This window comes from Algibacillus agarilyticus (assembly GCF_003286125.1).
In the GTDB taxonomy this organism is placed as follows: domain Bacteria; phylum Pseudomonadota; class Gammaproteobacteria; order Enterobacterales; family Alteromonadaceae; genus Algibacillus; species Algibacillus agarilyticus.
Window position 1 is genome coordinate 1 of sequence record NZ_QMED01000039.1, and the last position, 16,347, is coordinate 16,347.

Annotated in this window: 12 protein-coding genes and 2 rRNA genes; 11 read left to right on the forward strand and 3 right to left on the reverse strand. The window is 40.2% G+C overall.

Annotation, left to right across the window (positions count from 1 at the left end; translation table 11 throughout):
• Positions 1-139: 139 nt before the first annotated feature.
• The 3 genes from DPX34_RS19465 to DPX34_RS21815 all read left to right on the forward strand — a co-directional run bounded on the left by DPX34_RS19465 (position 140) and on the right by DPX34_RS21815 (position 4,045).
• Positions 140-3,019 (forward strand): 23S ribosomal RNA (locus tag DPX34_RS19465).
• A 95-nt stretch (positions 3,020-3,114) separates the two neighbouring features.
• Positions 3,115-3,229 (forward strand): 5S ribosomal RNA (gene rrf / locus DPX34_RS19470).
• 540 nt (positions 3,230-3,769) lie between these two features.
• On the forward strand, positions 3,770-4,045 hold the full coding sequence (locus DPX34_RS21815) for a hypothetical protein (RefSeq protein WP_157964799.1): 276 nt from the start codon (positions 3,770-3,772) through the stop codon (positions 4,043-4,045).
• A 60-nt stretch (positions 4,046-4,105) separates the two neighbouring features.
• On the opposite strand, the gene dapD is transcribed toward DPX34_RS21815, so the two are convergent.
• The 3 genes from dapD to map are packed head-to-tail and all read right to left on the reverse strand — an operon-like array spanning position 4,106 to position 8,418.
• Entirely contained in the window at positions 4,106-4,933 is an 828-nt protein-coding gene (gene dapD, locus DPX34_RS19480) for a 2,3,4,5-tetrahydropyridine-2,6-dicarboxylate N-succinyltransferase (protein WP_111980107.1), read from the reverse strand.
• A 22-nt stretch (positions 4,934-4,955) separates the two neighbouring features.
• The gene (gene glnD, locus DPX34_RS19485; RefSeq protein WP_111980108.1) at positions 4,956-7,577 is read right to left on the reverse strand and encodes a [protein-PII] uridylyltransferase; all 2,622 of its coding nucleotides are present in this window, start codon (positions 7,575-7,577) and stop codon (positions 4,956-4,958) included.
• 22 nt (positions 7,578-7,599) lie between these two features.
• Positions 7,600-8,418: a type I methionyl aminopeptidase gene (map, locus tag DPX34_RS19490; RefSeq protein WP_111980109.1), complete on the reverse strand. Its 819-nt coding sequence runs from the start codon at positions 8,416-8,418 to the stop codon at positions 7,600-7,602.
• 369 nt (positions 8,419-8,787) lie between these two features.
• On the opposite strand from map, the gene rpsB reads away from it, so the two are divergent.
• From rpsB to rseP, 8 genes are all read left to right on the forward strand, one after another.
• Positions 8,788-9,519: a 30S ribosomal protein S2 gene (gene rpsB, locus DPX34_RS19495; RefSeq protein ID WP_111980110.1), complete on the forward strand. Its 732-nt coding sequence runs from the start codon at positions 8,788-8,790 to the stop codon at positions 9,517-9,519.
• 113 nt (positions 9,520-9,632) lie between these two features.
• Entirely contained in the window at positions 9,633-10,481 is an 849-nt protein-coding gene (gene tsf, locus DPX34_RS19500; protein WP_111980111.1) for a translation elongation factor Ts, read from the forward strand.
• 61 nt (positions 10,482-10,542) lie between these two features.
• Entirely contained in the window at positions 10,543-11,280 is a 738-nt protein-coding gene (pyrH, locus tag DPX34_RS19505; RefSeq protein ID WP_111980112.1) for a UMP kinase, read from the forward strand.
• A 51-nt stretch (positions 11,281-11,331) separates the two neighbouring features.
• Positions 11,332-11,889, forward strand: coding sequence for a ribosome recycling factor (frr, locus tag DPX34_RS19510; RefSeq protein WP_111980113.1), 558 nt, complete (start codon positions 11,332-11,334; stop codon positions 11,887-11,889).
• Positions 11,890-12,152: 263 nt separating this feature from the next.
• Positions 12,153-12,908, forward strand: coding sequence for a polyprenyl diphosphate synthase (uppS, locus tag DPX34_RS19515; protein ID WP_111980114.1), 756 nt, complete (start codon positions 12,153-12,155; stop codon positions 12,906-12,908).
• A complete protein-coding gene (locus DPX34_RS19520; RefSeq protein ID WP_111980115.1) occupies positions 12,895-13,773 on the forward strand; it encodes a phosphatidate cytidylyltransferase in 879 nt (292 codons plus the stop codon). The genes uppS and DPX34_RS19520 overlap by 14 nt, the downstream gene beginning before the upstream one ends.
• A gap of 4 nt (positions 13,774-13,777) precedes the next feature.
• Positions 13,778-14,974, forward strand: coding sequence for a 1-deoxy-D-xylulose-5-phosphate reductoisomerase (gene ispC, locus DPX34_RS19525; protein WP_332872839.1), 1,197 nt, complete (start codon positions 13,778-13,780; stop codon positions 14,972-14,974).
• A complete protein-coding gene (rseP, locus tag DPX34_RS19530) occupies positions 14,975-16,324 on the forward strand; it encodes a sigma E protease regulator RseP (RefSeq protein WP_111980116.1) in 1,350 nt (449 codons plus the stop codon).
• Positions 16,325-16,347: the final 23 nt, after the last annotated feature.

Sequence of the window (16,347 nt, forward strand, 5' to 3'; positions counted from 1 at the left end):
ATTCTCGAAAGAGAAGACCATGCTCTTTAACAATCAGGACAAAAAAGTAAATAAAGAAGTTCATCAGAACTTTAGTATTTGAAACAAGGCGCGCGAAAATGTCAAAAGACATGCAATCCGAGGACACCTTGGGTTGTATGGTTAAGTGAATAAGCGTACACGGTGGATGCCTTGGCAGTTAGAGGCGATGAAGGACGTGTTAATCTGCGATAAGCTTGGACGAGTTGATAAAGAACGTTGAGTCCAAGATTTCCGAATGGGGCAACCCACTCTATTATGTAGAGTATCTTGCACTGAATACATAGGTGTAAGAAGCAAACCCGGAGAACTGAAACATCTAAGTACCCGGAGGAAAAGAAATCAATTGAGATACCCTGAGTAGCGGCGAGCGAAAGGGGTTCAGCCGATATAATAAAGTCCAGCAGAACACTCTGGAAAGTTTGACCATAGTAGGTGATAGTCCTGTATGCGAAAGGCTTTATTATACATATTAAGTAGGACGGGACACGTGATATCTTGTCTGAAGATGGGGGGACCATCCTCCAAGGCTAAATACTCCTAACTGACCGATAGTGAACCAGTACCGTGAGGGAAAGGCGAAAAGAACCCCTGTGAGGGGAGTGAAATAGAACCTGAAACCGTGTACGTACAAGCAGTGGGAGCAGACTTGTTCTGTGACTGCGTACCTTTTGTATAATGGGTCAGCGACTTATATTTAGTAGCAAGGTTAACCGAATAGGGGAGCCGTAGAGAAATCGAGTCTTAACTGGGCGTCGAGTTGCTAGGTATAGACCCGAAACCCGGCGATCTATCCATGGGCAGGTTGAAGGTTGAGTAACATCAACTGGAGGACCGAACTCACTAACGTTGAAAAGTTAGGAGATGACTTGTGGATCGGAGTGAAAGGCTAATCAAGCCGGGAGATAGCTGGTTCTCCCCGAAATCTATTTAGGTAGAGCCTCGGACGAATACCATCGGGGGTAGAGCACTGTTAAGGCTAGGGGGTCATCCCGACTTACCAACCCTTTGCAAACTCCGAATACCGATGAGTACTATCCGGGAGACACACGACGGGTGCTAACGTCCGCCGTGAAGAGGGCAACAACCCAGACCGCCAGCTAAGGTCCCAAAGTCATAGTTAAGTGGGAAACGATGTGGAAAGGCATAGACAGCCAGGAGGTTGGCTTAGAAGCAGCCATCCTTTAAAGAAAGCGTAATAGCTCACTGGTCGAGTCGGTCTGCGCGGAAGATTTAACGGGGCTAAACTATGCACCGAAGCTGCGGATTTGAACTTAGGTTCAAGTGGTAGGGGAGCGTTCTGTAGGCTGTTGAAGGTGTGCTGTAAGGCATGCTGGAGGTATCAGAAGTGCGAATGCTGACATGAGTAACGATAAGGGGAGTGAAAAACTTCCCCGCCGAAAGATCAAGGTTTCCTATCCCATGCTAATCAGGGTAGGGTAAGTCGACCCCTAAGGTGAGGCCGAACGGCGTAATCGATGGGAAACGGGTTAATATTCCCGTACTTGAATAAACTGCGATGTGGAGACGGAGCAGGCTAAATCAGCGTGGTGTTGGTTATCCACGTGAAAGTAAGTAGGTTTGAAACTTAGGCAAATCCGGGTTTCTATAAGACTGAGATACGAGACGAGGCGCTACGGCGTTGAAGTGATTGATGCCATACTTCCAGGAAAATCCGCTAAGCTTCAGGTTTATTCGAATCGTACCCCAAACCGACACAGGTGATCAGGTAGAGAATACTAAGGCGCTTGAGAGAACTCGGGTGAAGGAACTAGGCAAAATAGTACCGTAACTTCGGGAGAAGGTACGCTGTTGTTTGTTAAACTTTTACAGTGTAAGCGAACGACAGTCGCAGTGACCAGGTGGCTGGAACTGTTTATTAAAAACACAGCACTGTGCAAAATCGCAAGATGACGTATACGGTGTGACACCTGCCCGGTGCCGGAAGGTTAATTGATGGGGTTATCTTCGGAGAAGCTCTTGATCGAAGCCCCGGTAAACGGCGGCCGTAACTATAACGGTCCTAAGGTAGCGAAATTCCTTGTCGGGTAAGTTCCGACCTGCACGAATGGTGTAATCATGGCCACGCTGTCTCCACCCGAGACTCAGTGAAATTGAAATCGCAGTGAAGATGCTGTGTACCCGCGGCTAGACGGAAAGACCCCGTGAACCTTTACTACAGCTTGGCAGTGAACATTGAGCCTACATGTGTAGGATAGGTGGGAGACTTTGAAGCAGCGTCGCCAGATGTTGTGGAGTCGACCTTGAAATACCACCCTTGTATGTTTGATGTTCTAACCTCGGACCCTAATCGGGTTCAGGGACACTGTCTGGTGGGTAGTTTGACTGGGGCGGTCTCCTCCCAAAGAGTAACGGAGGAGCACGAAGGTTGACTAAGTACGGTCGGACATCGTACGGTTAGTGCAATGGCAGAAGTCAGCTTAACTGCGAGACAGACACGTCGAGCAGGTGCGAAAGCAGGTCATAGTGATCCGGTGGTTCTGAATGGAAGGGCCATCGCTCAACGGATAAAAGGTACTCCGGGGATAACAGGCTGATACCGCCCAAGAGTTCATATCGACGGCGGTGTTTGGCACCTCGATGTCGGCTCATCACATCCTGGGGCTGAAGTCGGTCCCAAGGGTATGGCTGTTCGCCATTTAAAGTGGTACGCGAGCTGGGTTTAGAACGTCGTGAGACAGTTCGGTCCCTATCTGCCGTGGGCGTTTGAGAATTGAAAGGGGCTGCTCCTAGTACGAGAGGACCGGAGTGGACGAACCGCTGGTGTTCGGGTTGTATTGCCAAGTGCACTGCCCGGTAGCTACGTTCGGAATTGATAACCGCTGAAAGCATCTAAGCGGGAAGCAAGCCTTGAGATGAGTTCTCACTGACCTTTAAGGTCCTGTAGGGTTGTCGGAGACTACGACGTTGATAGGCAGGGTGTGTAAGCGTTGTGAGGCGTTGAGCTAACCTGTACTAATTGCCCGAGAGGCTTAACCATACAACGCCAATGTGGCTTTGGATAATTTGAGTGTTTTGTTTTTAGCTAAAGATTTGATGGATTTTACTTTTTTGTTTTTGATTGACGATTTTACGCCTGACGGCAATAGCATTGTGGCCCCACCTGAACCCATCTCGAACTCAGTAGTGAAACACAATAGCGGCGATGGTAGTGTGGGAGTTCCCATGTGAGAGTAGCACACTGTCAGGCACTTATTAAGATGAAGCCCAGTTTATGACTGGGCTTTGTTGTATCTGGCGTTTGGTTTTTTTTGTTTAGTTTTGTTTTAGTGGATTAAGCCGCGGGTTGTAAATTTGCTCGCTTAAATGCCTACCGACACACTGACTCATGATATCCGTTATCACGCTTTTGCTTCCTAATTGCTACCTTGTCTTCTTAATGCATTCTTTCCTGTTTATTTAATGTATTCATTTTCTATACCAACAGTTTTCTTATCGTTTTGACTTGGTAAACGATTGTATATAAGATTACTTTAAATCATTATTCAATATTGTTTCTATTTTGATACATACCTTTATTTTACTTATTGTTTTTTTTATCAGTAGTTGCGCAGCGGATTTTCGAAATGGAAAAGCGATAAGTCAAAAGCAATTTTCTATTCCTAATCATATTCAAATCATTACACCTGCTGACAGCAATTTATTGAGCCTGGAGCAAGAAAGTCAAATAAAGTCGATCGAATCACCTTTACAATTTCAATTGTTATCTTTGTTGATAAAGGTGGATATATTGAATGATAATTTTGCGCTTGCTAGAAGCCAAGCATTAGAAGAGAGCATATATACATCACTTAAATTAATAAATGTAGAGTATTTCTCTCAGTATACTGAAAAAAGTGACGTAAAAGTGGGGACTCGTTATAGGAGCTTAAGACAGCGCTCATTGACTGAGTTAATGCAACTGGTTGTCGTTAGAGAGCAAAACTGTTTTCCGATCAGAGCATCGAAAGGGGAGCAATTGGAATGTGAAATTAGTTTATCTGTTCCGATCATCAATATGAATTAAGCAGATCATTATTAATAAATAATAGACCTGCTTAATTATGTTAATTATAAATAATGGATATTATTCTTCGATATTTCTGAGTAATTCATTAACACCGACTTTAGCTCTTGTCTGTGCATCAACTTTTTTAACGATAATGGCTGCATATAAGCTATGTGTACCATCTTTTGAAGGTAATGAGCCTGGCACTACGACTGAACCAGCTGGAACTCGCCCATAAGTGATTTCACCTGTTTCACGGTCAAAAATACGTGTACTTTGGCTAATGTATACACCCATTGATAATACCGCACCTTCTTCGATTACAACGCCTTCAACAACTTCAGAGCGCGCACCGATAAAACAGTTATCTTCAATGATCGTTGGGTTAGCTTGTAAAGGCTCTAAAACACCACCAATACCTACGCCGCCAGAAAGGTGAACATTTTTACCTATTTGAGCACAAGAGCCAACCGTTGCCCATGTATCAACCATTGAACCTTCACCCACATATGCACCAATGTTGACATAACTAGGCATTAACACTGCGTTAGGCGCAATAAATGAACCTTTACGTACCATCGCAGGTGGAACTACGCGTACGCCATCAGCTTTGAATTGCTCTGCTGTATAATCTGCGTATTTAGGCGCAACTTTATCATAATATTGAGTTTCACCACCATCCATAGGGGCATTATCATTAATACGGAATGATAATAAAACCGCTTTTTTAAGCCATTGGTTTACGACCCACTCACCATCAATTTTTTCAGCAACTCTGGCTTTTCCGCTGTCAATTAATTGAATTGCTTCTTCAATCGCTGATTTTATTTCAGGGCTTACAGTGCCTGGCGTGATTTCAGCGCGAACTTCAAATGCACTTTCGATGATATTTTTTAATTCTGACATACTTTATTTCCTAATATATAAGTTATAACTTCAATTCTTCTTTAATTTGTTCAGCTAATGACTGTTTTATATCATTAGTTAATTGGTTACCTTCGTTATCACTAAGCACAAAAAAGTCTTCAGCTTTTTCACCAATGGTTGCCACTTTAGCTGAATGTATCATGATGTGATTATCAAGAAATACTTTACCAATTTTAGCTAGTAAACCGGGGGTATCTAATGCTTCTAATTCCATTAATGTTCGATCATGATATTCGCTTTCAAGCCAAAATATTTTAGTTGGGACATTAAATTGTTTCATCTTGCGTGGGATGCGCTCATTAATAATAAAATCGACACCGGCACTGATGGCATTCTGTACCGCGATAATGGCATCATTTTGTCTTTCCCCCGTTGCTAATGAGCCATTGTCTTCGAGGATAATAAATGTATCAACTGCCATACCCTGCTCACTACTAAAAATCATGGCAGAGTGTACATTAAAGTTTTTAATTGCCAAGTAGGATGATATAGCGGCAAAAAGATAAGGGCGGTCTTTACAATACACAAATACGGCTGTTCCACCTTTGTGTAATTCATTATTAACGGTAATAAGTGGTGTTACATCGCCCGCGTTTATAATTTGCTCAATATGCCAAGCAATTTGAATTGGTTTATGACGCAAACGGTATTCATCGGTCATCGAGTCCCAAATGGCATCAAACTGGGTTGTTGTAATATTTGTGTCTTCTAAAATCTCGAGAGTATCGGCTTTTCTGAGTTCGATTCTTGAAGTTTGAGATAAACTTTGATGTTTACCCGTACGCAAAACTTTTAATGTACAAGTGTAGAGCTCACGCATCAAAGACGCTTTCCATTGATTATATAGGCTTTTATTTGTGGCTCTAATATCTGCCAATGTGAGCGCATAAAGTAAATTTAAATTATTTTCGTGTTGGACTAAATCTGCAAATTCATTGATAACTTGTGGGTCATTAATATCTTTACGTTGTGAAACTACTGAAATTTCGAGATGGTAAGTGACTAGCCAAGAGACAAGTTCAATTTCATGTTCTTTATAGTCATGTAAGGTCATGAAGTTGTTGACTGCAATTGCGCCAAGTGTTGAATGATCGCCTTGCCTACCTTTACAAATATCATGGAATATAGCGGCTAAAAAAAGAAGTTCTAATTTAGGAAATTCATTACAAATAGATGAGCATCTTGGAAACTCATCTTTAAATTCATCTAGCGTATAGCGATTTATATTCTTAATTAATCGATGAGTGTGTTCATCAACTGTATACGCATGGAATAAATCAAATTGCATTAAGCCAACAATGTGTTCCCATTCATGAGTATAAATGGCCATGATCCCATGTTTGTGCATGAGATCCCAACTAAAATCAAAAAAGTGAGGATGCTTTATTAAAAGTTTAAAAAAATCACGACACTCTGGAATATCACATAATTCAATTTTTGTATGCTCGTAGTATCGACGTGTCATACGCAATTGACGAAGCGTGGTTGAATGCAGTCCTTTAACTTCTGGTGTATCAGCTATTACTTTAAATAAATTAAGGAGCCCTAGTGGTGAGTCAATGGATTTTTCATCTTTTACTAGGATTAACCCTTCGTACAATTCAAAGTTTTCATCTATCGACTCACAATGTTTTTTGTTAGTCGATTCTATTATTTCTTGTGAGAAGTACTGTAACAGCATTTGATTTAATTCAGAAATACGGCGAACAATGGTGAAATATTCTTTCATCATTTTTTCGACTGAACTTTTACCGTCCTGCCCGAAATTTAATAAGGCTGCCACTTCAGGCTGATATTCAAATAGTAAACGATTTTCTGGTCTATTCGCTACGATATGCAAAGCGCAGCGCATACGCCATAAAAATTGACGACAGTCTTGAAGTTCAAGTAATTCTTCTGGGCGTAAGAAATTTTTCTTAACGAGCTCATTACCATCAGATACCTTGAAATGTTTTTTTGCTACCCAGCCAATCATTTGAATATCACGTAATCCACCTGGGTTTTCTTTAATATTTGGCTCTAGGTTATAACTTGTATCGTTAAATTTACTGTGTCTATTTTTTTGCTCTTCAACTTTTGCCGTAAAGAATTTATCGCTAGGCCAAAAACGTCTGTGATTAATTTCTTTATCTAAGCGTTCATATGTGTCATCACAACCTGATATTACACGAGCTTCTAATAAATTAGTTGCGATGGTAATATCGCCTTTAGCTAAAGAGATTGTTTCTTTAATGGTTCTAACACTTTGACCAACTTCTAAACCGATATCCCATAATAGCGTAATAAACTGACTGATTGATTGTTGAGTATCGGTTTTAAGTGCAGAGCGAGACAAGATAAGTAAATCAATATCGGATTCTAAATTGAGGTGACCACGTCCATAACCACCGACCGCAAGTAAACTTAAACCTTTCATATCGTTTAGTTCAAATTCTTTCCATAAATGCCGAATTAAGCAATCAATATAAAAAGCACGGCCAAGCACAATCTTATTGATAGGTTGCTGATTAAAGCTTTCTTTCAAATACGCATGATAATCGGATACTTGCTTTTTTATGGCTGCAATATCATTAATATTAGAAATTCGATGTATTAATTCAATATGAAACTGTTGATCGCTCACGGATAATCCTGTCGTTAAAAATTTAGGCGTGTTTTATAAGGCGTGGTAATTCTTCTTCATCACGTAATGTTAATACTTCAACACCGTCTTCTGTTACCAATAAAGTGTGTTCCCATTGGGCACTTAAGCTTCGGTCTTTGGTGACAACCGTCCAATCATCTTTTAATAATTTACTTTCACGACGACCGGCATTAATCATAGGCTCGATTGTTATGCACATACCTGCTTTTAATTCTTCACCCGTACCCGCTCTACCGTAATGGACTATTTGTGGGTCTTCATGAAACGTACTGCCGATACCATGACCACAATACTCTCTAACGACAGAGTAGCCATGTGATTCTGCGTGTTTTTGTATTATCGCCCCAATATCCCCTAACCGAGTGCCTGGCTTAACAATTTTAATCGCTTTATACATGCATTCTTGAGTGATGTTGATGAGTCGTTGCGCAAGAATACTGGGCTTGCCAACAATAAACATTTTACTCGTATCACCATGGTAACCTGTTGGGTGATCAGGATCGGTGCTGTCTTCGTCAAATCGAACAGTCACATCAATATTAATAATGTCACCATCTTTTAATTTTTTATCAGTGGGTATGCCGTGGCAAATAACATGATTAACTGAAGTGCAAATTGATTTTGGGAACCCATGATAATTCAACGGCGCTGGATAGGCTTTGAGTTCAGTACGAATAAAATCATGACATATCTTATCTAATTCGTCTGTGGTAATGCCTTTTTTAACATAGGGACCAATCATTTCGAGTACGCTGGCTGCCATTTTACCGACGACGCGCATCTTTTCTATTTCGTTTGCTGTTTTAATAACTGCTGCCATTGATTCACTCTCTGGTTTATTACTGCATGTCAAAAAATGTCATGTCTTTGAGATATTTATCTTTTAATTTTACGCGAATTTGGGTAAATAAACATGACTAAATCGGTGTGAGCTATAAAAAAATAATAAGGTGGAATTGTGGAAATTGATTGAGGTTTACACTCCTATATGGTATAAAGCGCGCCGTTATTTTACAATCTGTAAATTAACATAAGCTCTTAGACTGTAGGTGATAATCACTTAGTCAGTCTAAATAAACTATAACACACACGTACTGATACATTGGTCCGGGGTGCTTAAGTGATTATTCACTTAGGTCGGAAACAGTGGGTGCGTGGAGGCCTAACCCCAACTTATAGAGAGGATATTATGGCAAACGTTTCAATGCGCGACATGCTTCAGGCTGGTGTACATTTCGGTCACCAAACTCGTTACTGGAATCCAAAGATGAAACCATACATCTTTGGCGCTCGCAACAAAATTCATATCATCAACTTAGAAAAAACAGTTCCATTGTTTAGATCTGCGTTGAAAGAATTATCTACAGTTGCGTCTAAAAAAGGTAAAGTTTTATTTGTAGGGACTAAACGTGCTGCATCTGAAGCAGTTAAAGAAGCTGCAATCAAGTCTGACCAATTTTATGTTAATCATCGTTGGTTAGGTGGTATGTTGACTAACTGGAAAACAGTACGTCAATCTATCAAGCGTTTGAAAGAGTTAGAAACTCAAAGCGAAGACGGTACATTTGAAAAGCTGACTAAGAAAGAAGCTTTAATGCGTACTCGTGAAATGGAAAAACTTGATAAAAGTTTAGGCGGCATCAAAAATATGGGCGGTTTACCTGACGCTATATTCATTATTGATGCGGAGCATGAGCACATTGCTATCAATGAAGCGAATAATCTAGGTATTCCTGTTTATGCCGTAGTTGATACAAATTCAAGCCCAGATGGCGTTGATATTGTTATCCCTGGTAATGACGATGCAATCCGTGCTATTCAATTATATTTAAATGCTGCTGCTGATGCTATCGCTGAAGGCCGTGAACAAAACCTTGAAGTTCAAGCTGAACAAGATGGTTTTGTTGAAGCTGCTGAATAATATTGCAATAAACGCAAGATATTCTTGATTTTAGCAGGGGCTTTTTACGCCCCTGTTTACTATTAAAACCTAATTAAGAGTTTTAATCGCTTAATATTTACGAGGAATGATAGATGGCAATCACTGCTGCTTTAGTAAAAGAACTTCGTGAGCGCACAGGCGCTGGCATGATGGATTGTAAAAACGCACTTGTTGAAGCTGAAGGCGACATCGAGTTAGCGATTGAAAATATGCGCAAAAATGGCCAAGCAAAAGCGGCTAAAAAAGCGGGTAACATTGCTGCTGAAGGCGCAATTATCATCAAGCAAAAAGCCGGTGTTGCTGTGCTTGTTGAAGTTAACTGTCAAACAGATTTTGTTGCAAAAGATGAAAATTTCTTAGCGTTTGCTAACACAGTTGCAGATGCTGCAATTGAGAACGTGGTTACTATTGAAGAATTACAAGCACAGTTCGAAGAAACGCGTGTTGCTTTAGTAACTAAAATTGGTGAAAACATCAATGTTCGACGTTTACAGTATGTTGAAGGTGCTGCACTTGCTGATTATCGCCACGGTGATAAAATTGGTGTTGTTGTTGCGGGTGAAGGTGATGCTGAAGTGCTTAAGCATGTTGCTATGCACGTTGCTGCAAGTAAGCCTGAATTTGTTAACCCTGAAGATGTACCAGCTGACGTTGTTGCAAAAGAAAAAGCTATCCAAATCGATATTGCGATGAATGAAGGCAAGCCTGCTGAAATCGCTGAGAAAATGGTTACAGGTCGTATGAAGAAGTTTACAGGTGAGATTTCTCTTACTGGTCAAGCTTTTATTATGGAACCTAAAAAATCAGTTGGTGCTATCTTAAAAGAGAAAGGTGCTAGCGTTTCTACTTTCGTTCGTCTAGAAGTCGGCGAAGGTATCGAGAAGAAAGAAGAAGATTTTGCAGCTGAAGTTGCTGCTCAAATGGCAGCCGCCAAAGCTTAATAGCGCTTAGTTAAGCCGCGCATTGCGCGGCTTTCTTTTATCTATTATAAGAGTATAGAATATGAGTCCAAAACCAGAATATCGTCGTGTCTTATTAAAACTTAGTGGTGAAGCCTTAGTTGGCTCAGAAGGATTTGGTATTGATCCCAAAGTACTTGATCGCATGGCTCAAGAAATTAAAGAGTTAGTTGAATTAGGTGTACAGGTAGGAATAGTTCTGGGCGGCGGTAACATATTTCGTGGTGCTGGTTTAGCTAAAGCCGGTATGAATCGTGTTGTTGGCGATCATATGGGTATGTTAGCAACGGTTATGAACGGTTTAGCAATGCGTGATGCATTACATCGTGCTTTTGTTAATGCTCGTTTAATGTCTGCTATTGAACTTAGCGGTATTTGCGACAGCTACAACTGGGCTGAAGCCATTGGGTTATTGAAATCAGGTAAAGTTGTTATCTTTTCAGCCGGTACAGGCAACCCATTTTTTACAACTGATTCGGCTGCTTGTTTACGCGGTATTGAAATCGAAGCAGAGGTCGTGTTAAAAGGGACTAAAGTTGATGGTGTTTATTCTGCAGATCCAGTAACAAACCCGGATGCAGTCTTACACGATAAGCTTTCATACCAAGAAGTTTTAGAAAAAGAATTAAAAGTAATGGATTTGGCTGCGTTTACTTTAGCGCGAGATCATAGTCTACCTATTCGTGTCTTTAACATGAATACACCAGGTGCATTACGTAATGTGATTTTAGGCAGTGGCGAAGGTACACTGATTGATCACGCTGAAAATTTAATCGAATAATATAACGATAAATATCGTTGGCATAATTAACTTGAATAATAGGAATTTGCTGTGATTAATGAAATTAGAGAAGATGCACAAGAAAGAATGAGCAAAAGCCTTGAGGCATTAAAAACTCAGCTTTCAAAAATCAGAACGGGTAGGGCTCACCCTGCATTACTAGATGGTATCATGGTGCAATACTATGGTGCTGATACACCTTTAAAACAAGTTGGTAATGTTACTATCGAAGATGCTAGAACTTTAGCTGTTTCTGTATTCGATAAGTCACTGATACAAGCTGTTGAAAAAGCGATTTTATCATCTGATTTAGGTTTGAATCCAAGCTCTGCTGGTACGGTTATTCGTATACCTTTGCCTCCCCTAACGGAAGAGCGTCGTAAAGACCTTATCAAAATAGTTCGTGCAGAAGTTGAAAAAGCACGTGTGGCAGTGCGAAATATCCGACGTGATGCTAATGGTGATTTAAAAGACCTTCAAAAAGAAAAAGAAATCAGCGAAGACGAGCAACGCAAAGGTGAAGAAGAAGTTCAAAAAGTAACTGATGCCGCGATCAAAAATGCAGATGCTATTTTAGTTGAGAAAGAAAAAGAATTAATGGAAATTTAATTTTTTAACGTTTCTAACAAAAGCCGTATTAGTCATAATACGGCTTTTTTGTATCTACGAGTACATTAAATTGTGGTAGAAATGTTTGTAAAACACGCAGATGAAGGCTTTTTTCATCTGTAATGATAGTTTTAATCTAATATATCCAAGTTTAAGTCGCCTTTTAAAGGTGAAACGTTTATTCTTGTGCGCCTTAGATGGGATTTATAAAAAAATTTATAAATAGTTATTTAGATTTTAAGTTTAGGCCGTAAGACCACTTTATGAGTGCATTTGACGTTATATCTACTTATTCACCAGAACAGTTTCCTGAGCATGTTGCTATCATTATGGATGGCAATGGTCGTTGGGCGCAAGCGCAAGGAAAACCTAGAGCTTACGGACATAAAGTGGGCGTTGAGTCTGTACGAAATGCCGTTCGTTATTGTCAAAAATTTAATATAAAAGCGCTAACCGTATTTGCATTTAGCAGTGAAAACTGGAATCGGCCTGCAGCTGAAGTCACGATGTTGATGGAACTCTTCATGCTGGTTTTAAAGAAAGAAGTGAAGGTTTTACATCAAAATAACGTTAAGTTGCGTGTTATTGGTCAAATATCGGGTTTTAGTAGTCGTTTGCAAAAGCAAATAGCGAAAGCCGAAGCGTTAACTGAACATAATACGGGCTTAGTTTTTAACGTTGCTGCCAACTATGGTGGCCGTTGGGATATCACACAAGCGGCTAAAAAATTAGCTGAAAAAGTGATCGCCAATCAAATCAACATTGATGATATCAATGAAACGACATTAAATTCTGAAACCTCTGTTGCCGAATTACCTGAGCTGGATTTACTTATACGCACGGGTGGTGAACATCGCATTAGCAACTTTCTTTTATGGCAAGCGGCTTACGCTGAGTTATATTTTGCAGAAGAATATTGGCCCGATTTTAACGATGAGGCATTCTCTAAAGCCATTATGTGTTTTGCCAATAGAGACCGACGTTTTGGAATGACAGGAGAGCAAGTTGAGTCAAAATAATAGTTCATTAAAAAAACGTATATTAACGGCGCTTATTTTATTACCCGTTGCATTATTCGCTATTTTCGATCTGCCTTTATGGGGCTTTTCTGTTTTTTGTGCCGTTGTTATGTCAATTGGTGCTTGGGAGTGGGGGCCGTTTATTGGATTCTCTAAAAAGCGCTTACGTCTGGCGTTAATGGCTTTGCTCGTGGGCATTATTGCTCTGCTGTTTACTCATTTTCGTTTATTCGATATTCAATCGAGCGAATTAACCTCGCAAATCGGTTTTTATTTACTGCTATCTTCAGTCATCTGGTGGGGTATAGCCGCTTTATTAGTTGTTTCTTACCCTAAAAGTGCGCTTACCTGGCGTCAAAAAGCCTTATTAAAAATGGTGTTTGGTTTTTTAACTTTAGTGCCCACATGGTTTGCGGCTACCCTAATCCGCAGCGCTAATTATAATGAAGCGCCGCAGTATGGTGCTTGGTTGTTATTATTTGTGATGGGGCTAGTATGGGCCGCTGATATTGGCGCTTATTTTGCGGGTAAAGCTTACGGCAAAAATAAATTAATGCCTAATGTTAGTCCTGGTAAAACTATCGAAGGGATGCTTGGTGGGTTGGTCGCTGCCTTTACGGTTGTTTTTATCGTCGGTCAAACAGCCTTGCTTGATAATTTATCAATCGTGCAAATGGGACTTATCTCTCTGGCTGTTGTTATTAGTTCTGTATTAGGTGATTTGCTTGAAAGTATGCTTAAGCGCCAAGCTGGCATCAAAGACAGTGGTACTATTTTACCCGGGCATGGTGGTATTTTGGACCGAATTGATAGTTTAACGGCTGCATTACCTGTATTTGCTTTTTTATTCTTTTTTGTGATTTAAACACATGATGCAAAAAGTCACCGTTTTAGGGGCAACCGGTTCTATCGGACTCAACACATTAGATGTGATCCGAGATAACCCTGAGCGCTTTTCTGTGTTTGCTCTGACCGCTAATACTCAGGTTAAGTTGCTTGCCAAATTATGCGCGGAATTTAAACCAGAATATGCTGTCGTACTGGTAGATAGTGCGGCGATACAATTGCAATCACTTTTAAAAGCCCAGAACTTAAAAACGGTCGTACTTTGTGGTGAGCAAGCCTTAATCGATGTTGTGGAAGATCAAAATGTTGATACGGTGATGGCTGCAATTGTCGGCGCAGCAGGGCTTAGACCTTGTTTAGCCGCTGCTAAATCAGGGAAACGCATTTTACTCGCCAATAAAGAATCATTGGTGATGTCTGGCCAGTTATTTTTACAAGAAGTCAAAGATAACCAAGCCACGTTATTACCGGTTGATAGTGAACACAACGCCATATTTCAAAGTTTACCTTTAGATTATCAATCTAACTATTTACAGCAAAAAGTTGAAGACTTTGGTGTTAGCCAAATCGTATTAACAGGCTCAGGTGGCCCCTTTAGAACCACTCCGCTTGAGTTATTATCAGCTAAATCAGCAGATGAAGCCTGCGCTCACCCAAATTGGGATATGGGGCGAAAAATATCGGTTGATTCAGCCACCATGATGAATAAAGGACTCGAGTTTATTGAAGCGTGTTACTTGTTTTCAGTAACCCCCGACTTCATTGATGTTTTAATCCACCCGCAATCTGTTATTCATTCGATGGTACGGTATATTGATGGTTCAGTTGTTGCTCAAATGGGGCAACCTGACATGCGCACGCCGATTGCACATACATTAGGTTTTCCTGACCGTATTAAAAGCAGTGTTAGTGCATATGATTTTACTCAAGGTGGTGATTTTACATTTAACGCACCTTGTGAGCAGCGCTACCCAAATCTATATTTGGCTAAACAAGCTTTTAACCTTGGCCAAGAATCGACAACGACCTTAAATGCGGCTAATGAAGTTGCAGTTGATGCCTTTTTACAAGGTAAAATAGCTTTTACTGATATTGCTAGCCTTAATGCGGATGTACTTGCTGCTATTACATTAGCAAAAGCGCATTCTATCGATGATATTTTAGCAATCGATAATGAAAGCCGCTCATTAACTCAGTCGTTAATTAGTAAGAGATATTAAATGGATTTTATTTGGAACTTACTCTTTTTTGTTATATTGATCGGTATTCTGGTTACTGTTCATGAATATGGGCATTTCATTGTTGCCCGAAAATGTGGCGTGCAAGTTATACGCTTTGCCATTGGTTTTGGTAAGCCATTGGTTAAATGGTTTGATAAGCAAGGCACTGAATATGTCATAGCGGCTATTCCTTTGGGCGGCTATGTTAAAATGCTCGATACTCGATTAGGCGAAGTTGATGAAAGTTGTCGTTCACGCGCATTTAATTTAAAACCTGTACAGCAGCGTATTGCAATTGTTGCTGCAGGCCCCATCTTCAATTTTTTATTTACTATTGTCGCCTTTTGGTTAATCAGTATTATTGGTTTTCAAGCGATAAAACCGGTTATTGGTGAAACCGAACCCGATTCTATTGCTTATCATGCCGAATTACCTAAGCATGCCGAGTTGATTAAAATTAATGAGCAAACATTAATTAATTGGCAGGATGCGCAATTAGCGTTATCAAGCTTAATTGGTGACTCAAACGCTAGCGTGACTTATCGAACAGAATTAAATGGGGCAGAGCGTCATAGCCAACTCGATTTATCTCAGTGGCAGCCTGAACCTGAAAAAGAAAGCCTGATAACCTCTATTGGTATCAAACCGTATCGGCCTGAGATCACATTAAACGTTGCTATTATTCAACCTAACAGTCCGGCTAGCCATGTTCTGTTAGAAAATGATAAAATCACAGCCATTAATGATACGGAACTGCAGAATTGGTTACAGTTTACACAGCTGATCCGTTCGTTACCGGGGGCTGACGTCACGGTTAAAGTCGTGCGTAATGGCGAGAGTATTGAACTTTTCACTCAGTTAGGCGTCAGAACAGAGCCAAATGGTGAAAAAATTGGTTTTATTGGTATTGTGCCACGAGTCGAACCTTGGCCAAAAGAGTATGTACAATTTATCCAATATGATATTTTAAGCGCGATCCCGGTCGCCTTAGAAAAAACATGGCATACTATTTCGCTTAGTTTTGCCATGGTGGGTAAATTAATAACAGGTGATGTATCACTTAATTCATTAAGTGGACCTGTTTCTATTGCTAAAGGTGCAGGAACGACCGCTAGTTATGGCGTTGTTAATTTTCTAAATTTTATGGCGTTCATCAGCGTTAGCTTAGGTATTATTAACTTGTTACCTTTACCGGTTCTTGATGGTGGCCATTTACTTTATTTTCTTATTGAGCTAGTCCGAGGAAAACCCGTTCCTGAACATATTCAGGAAATTGGTTTTAAGATAGGATTAGTTTTTATTATTAGTTTAATGAGCATTGCATTTTTTAATGATTTAGCTCGTTTATAAAAGATTTGTTTGAGTTGTTTATC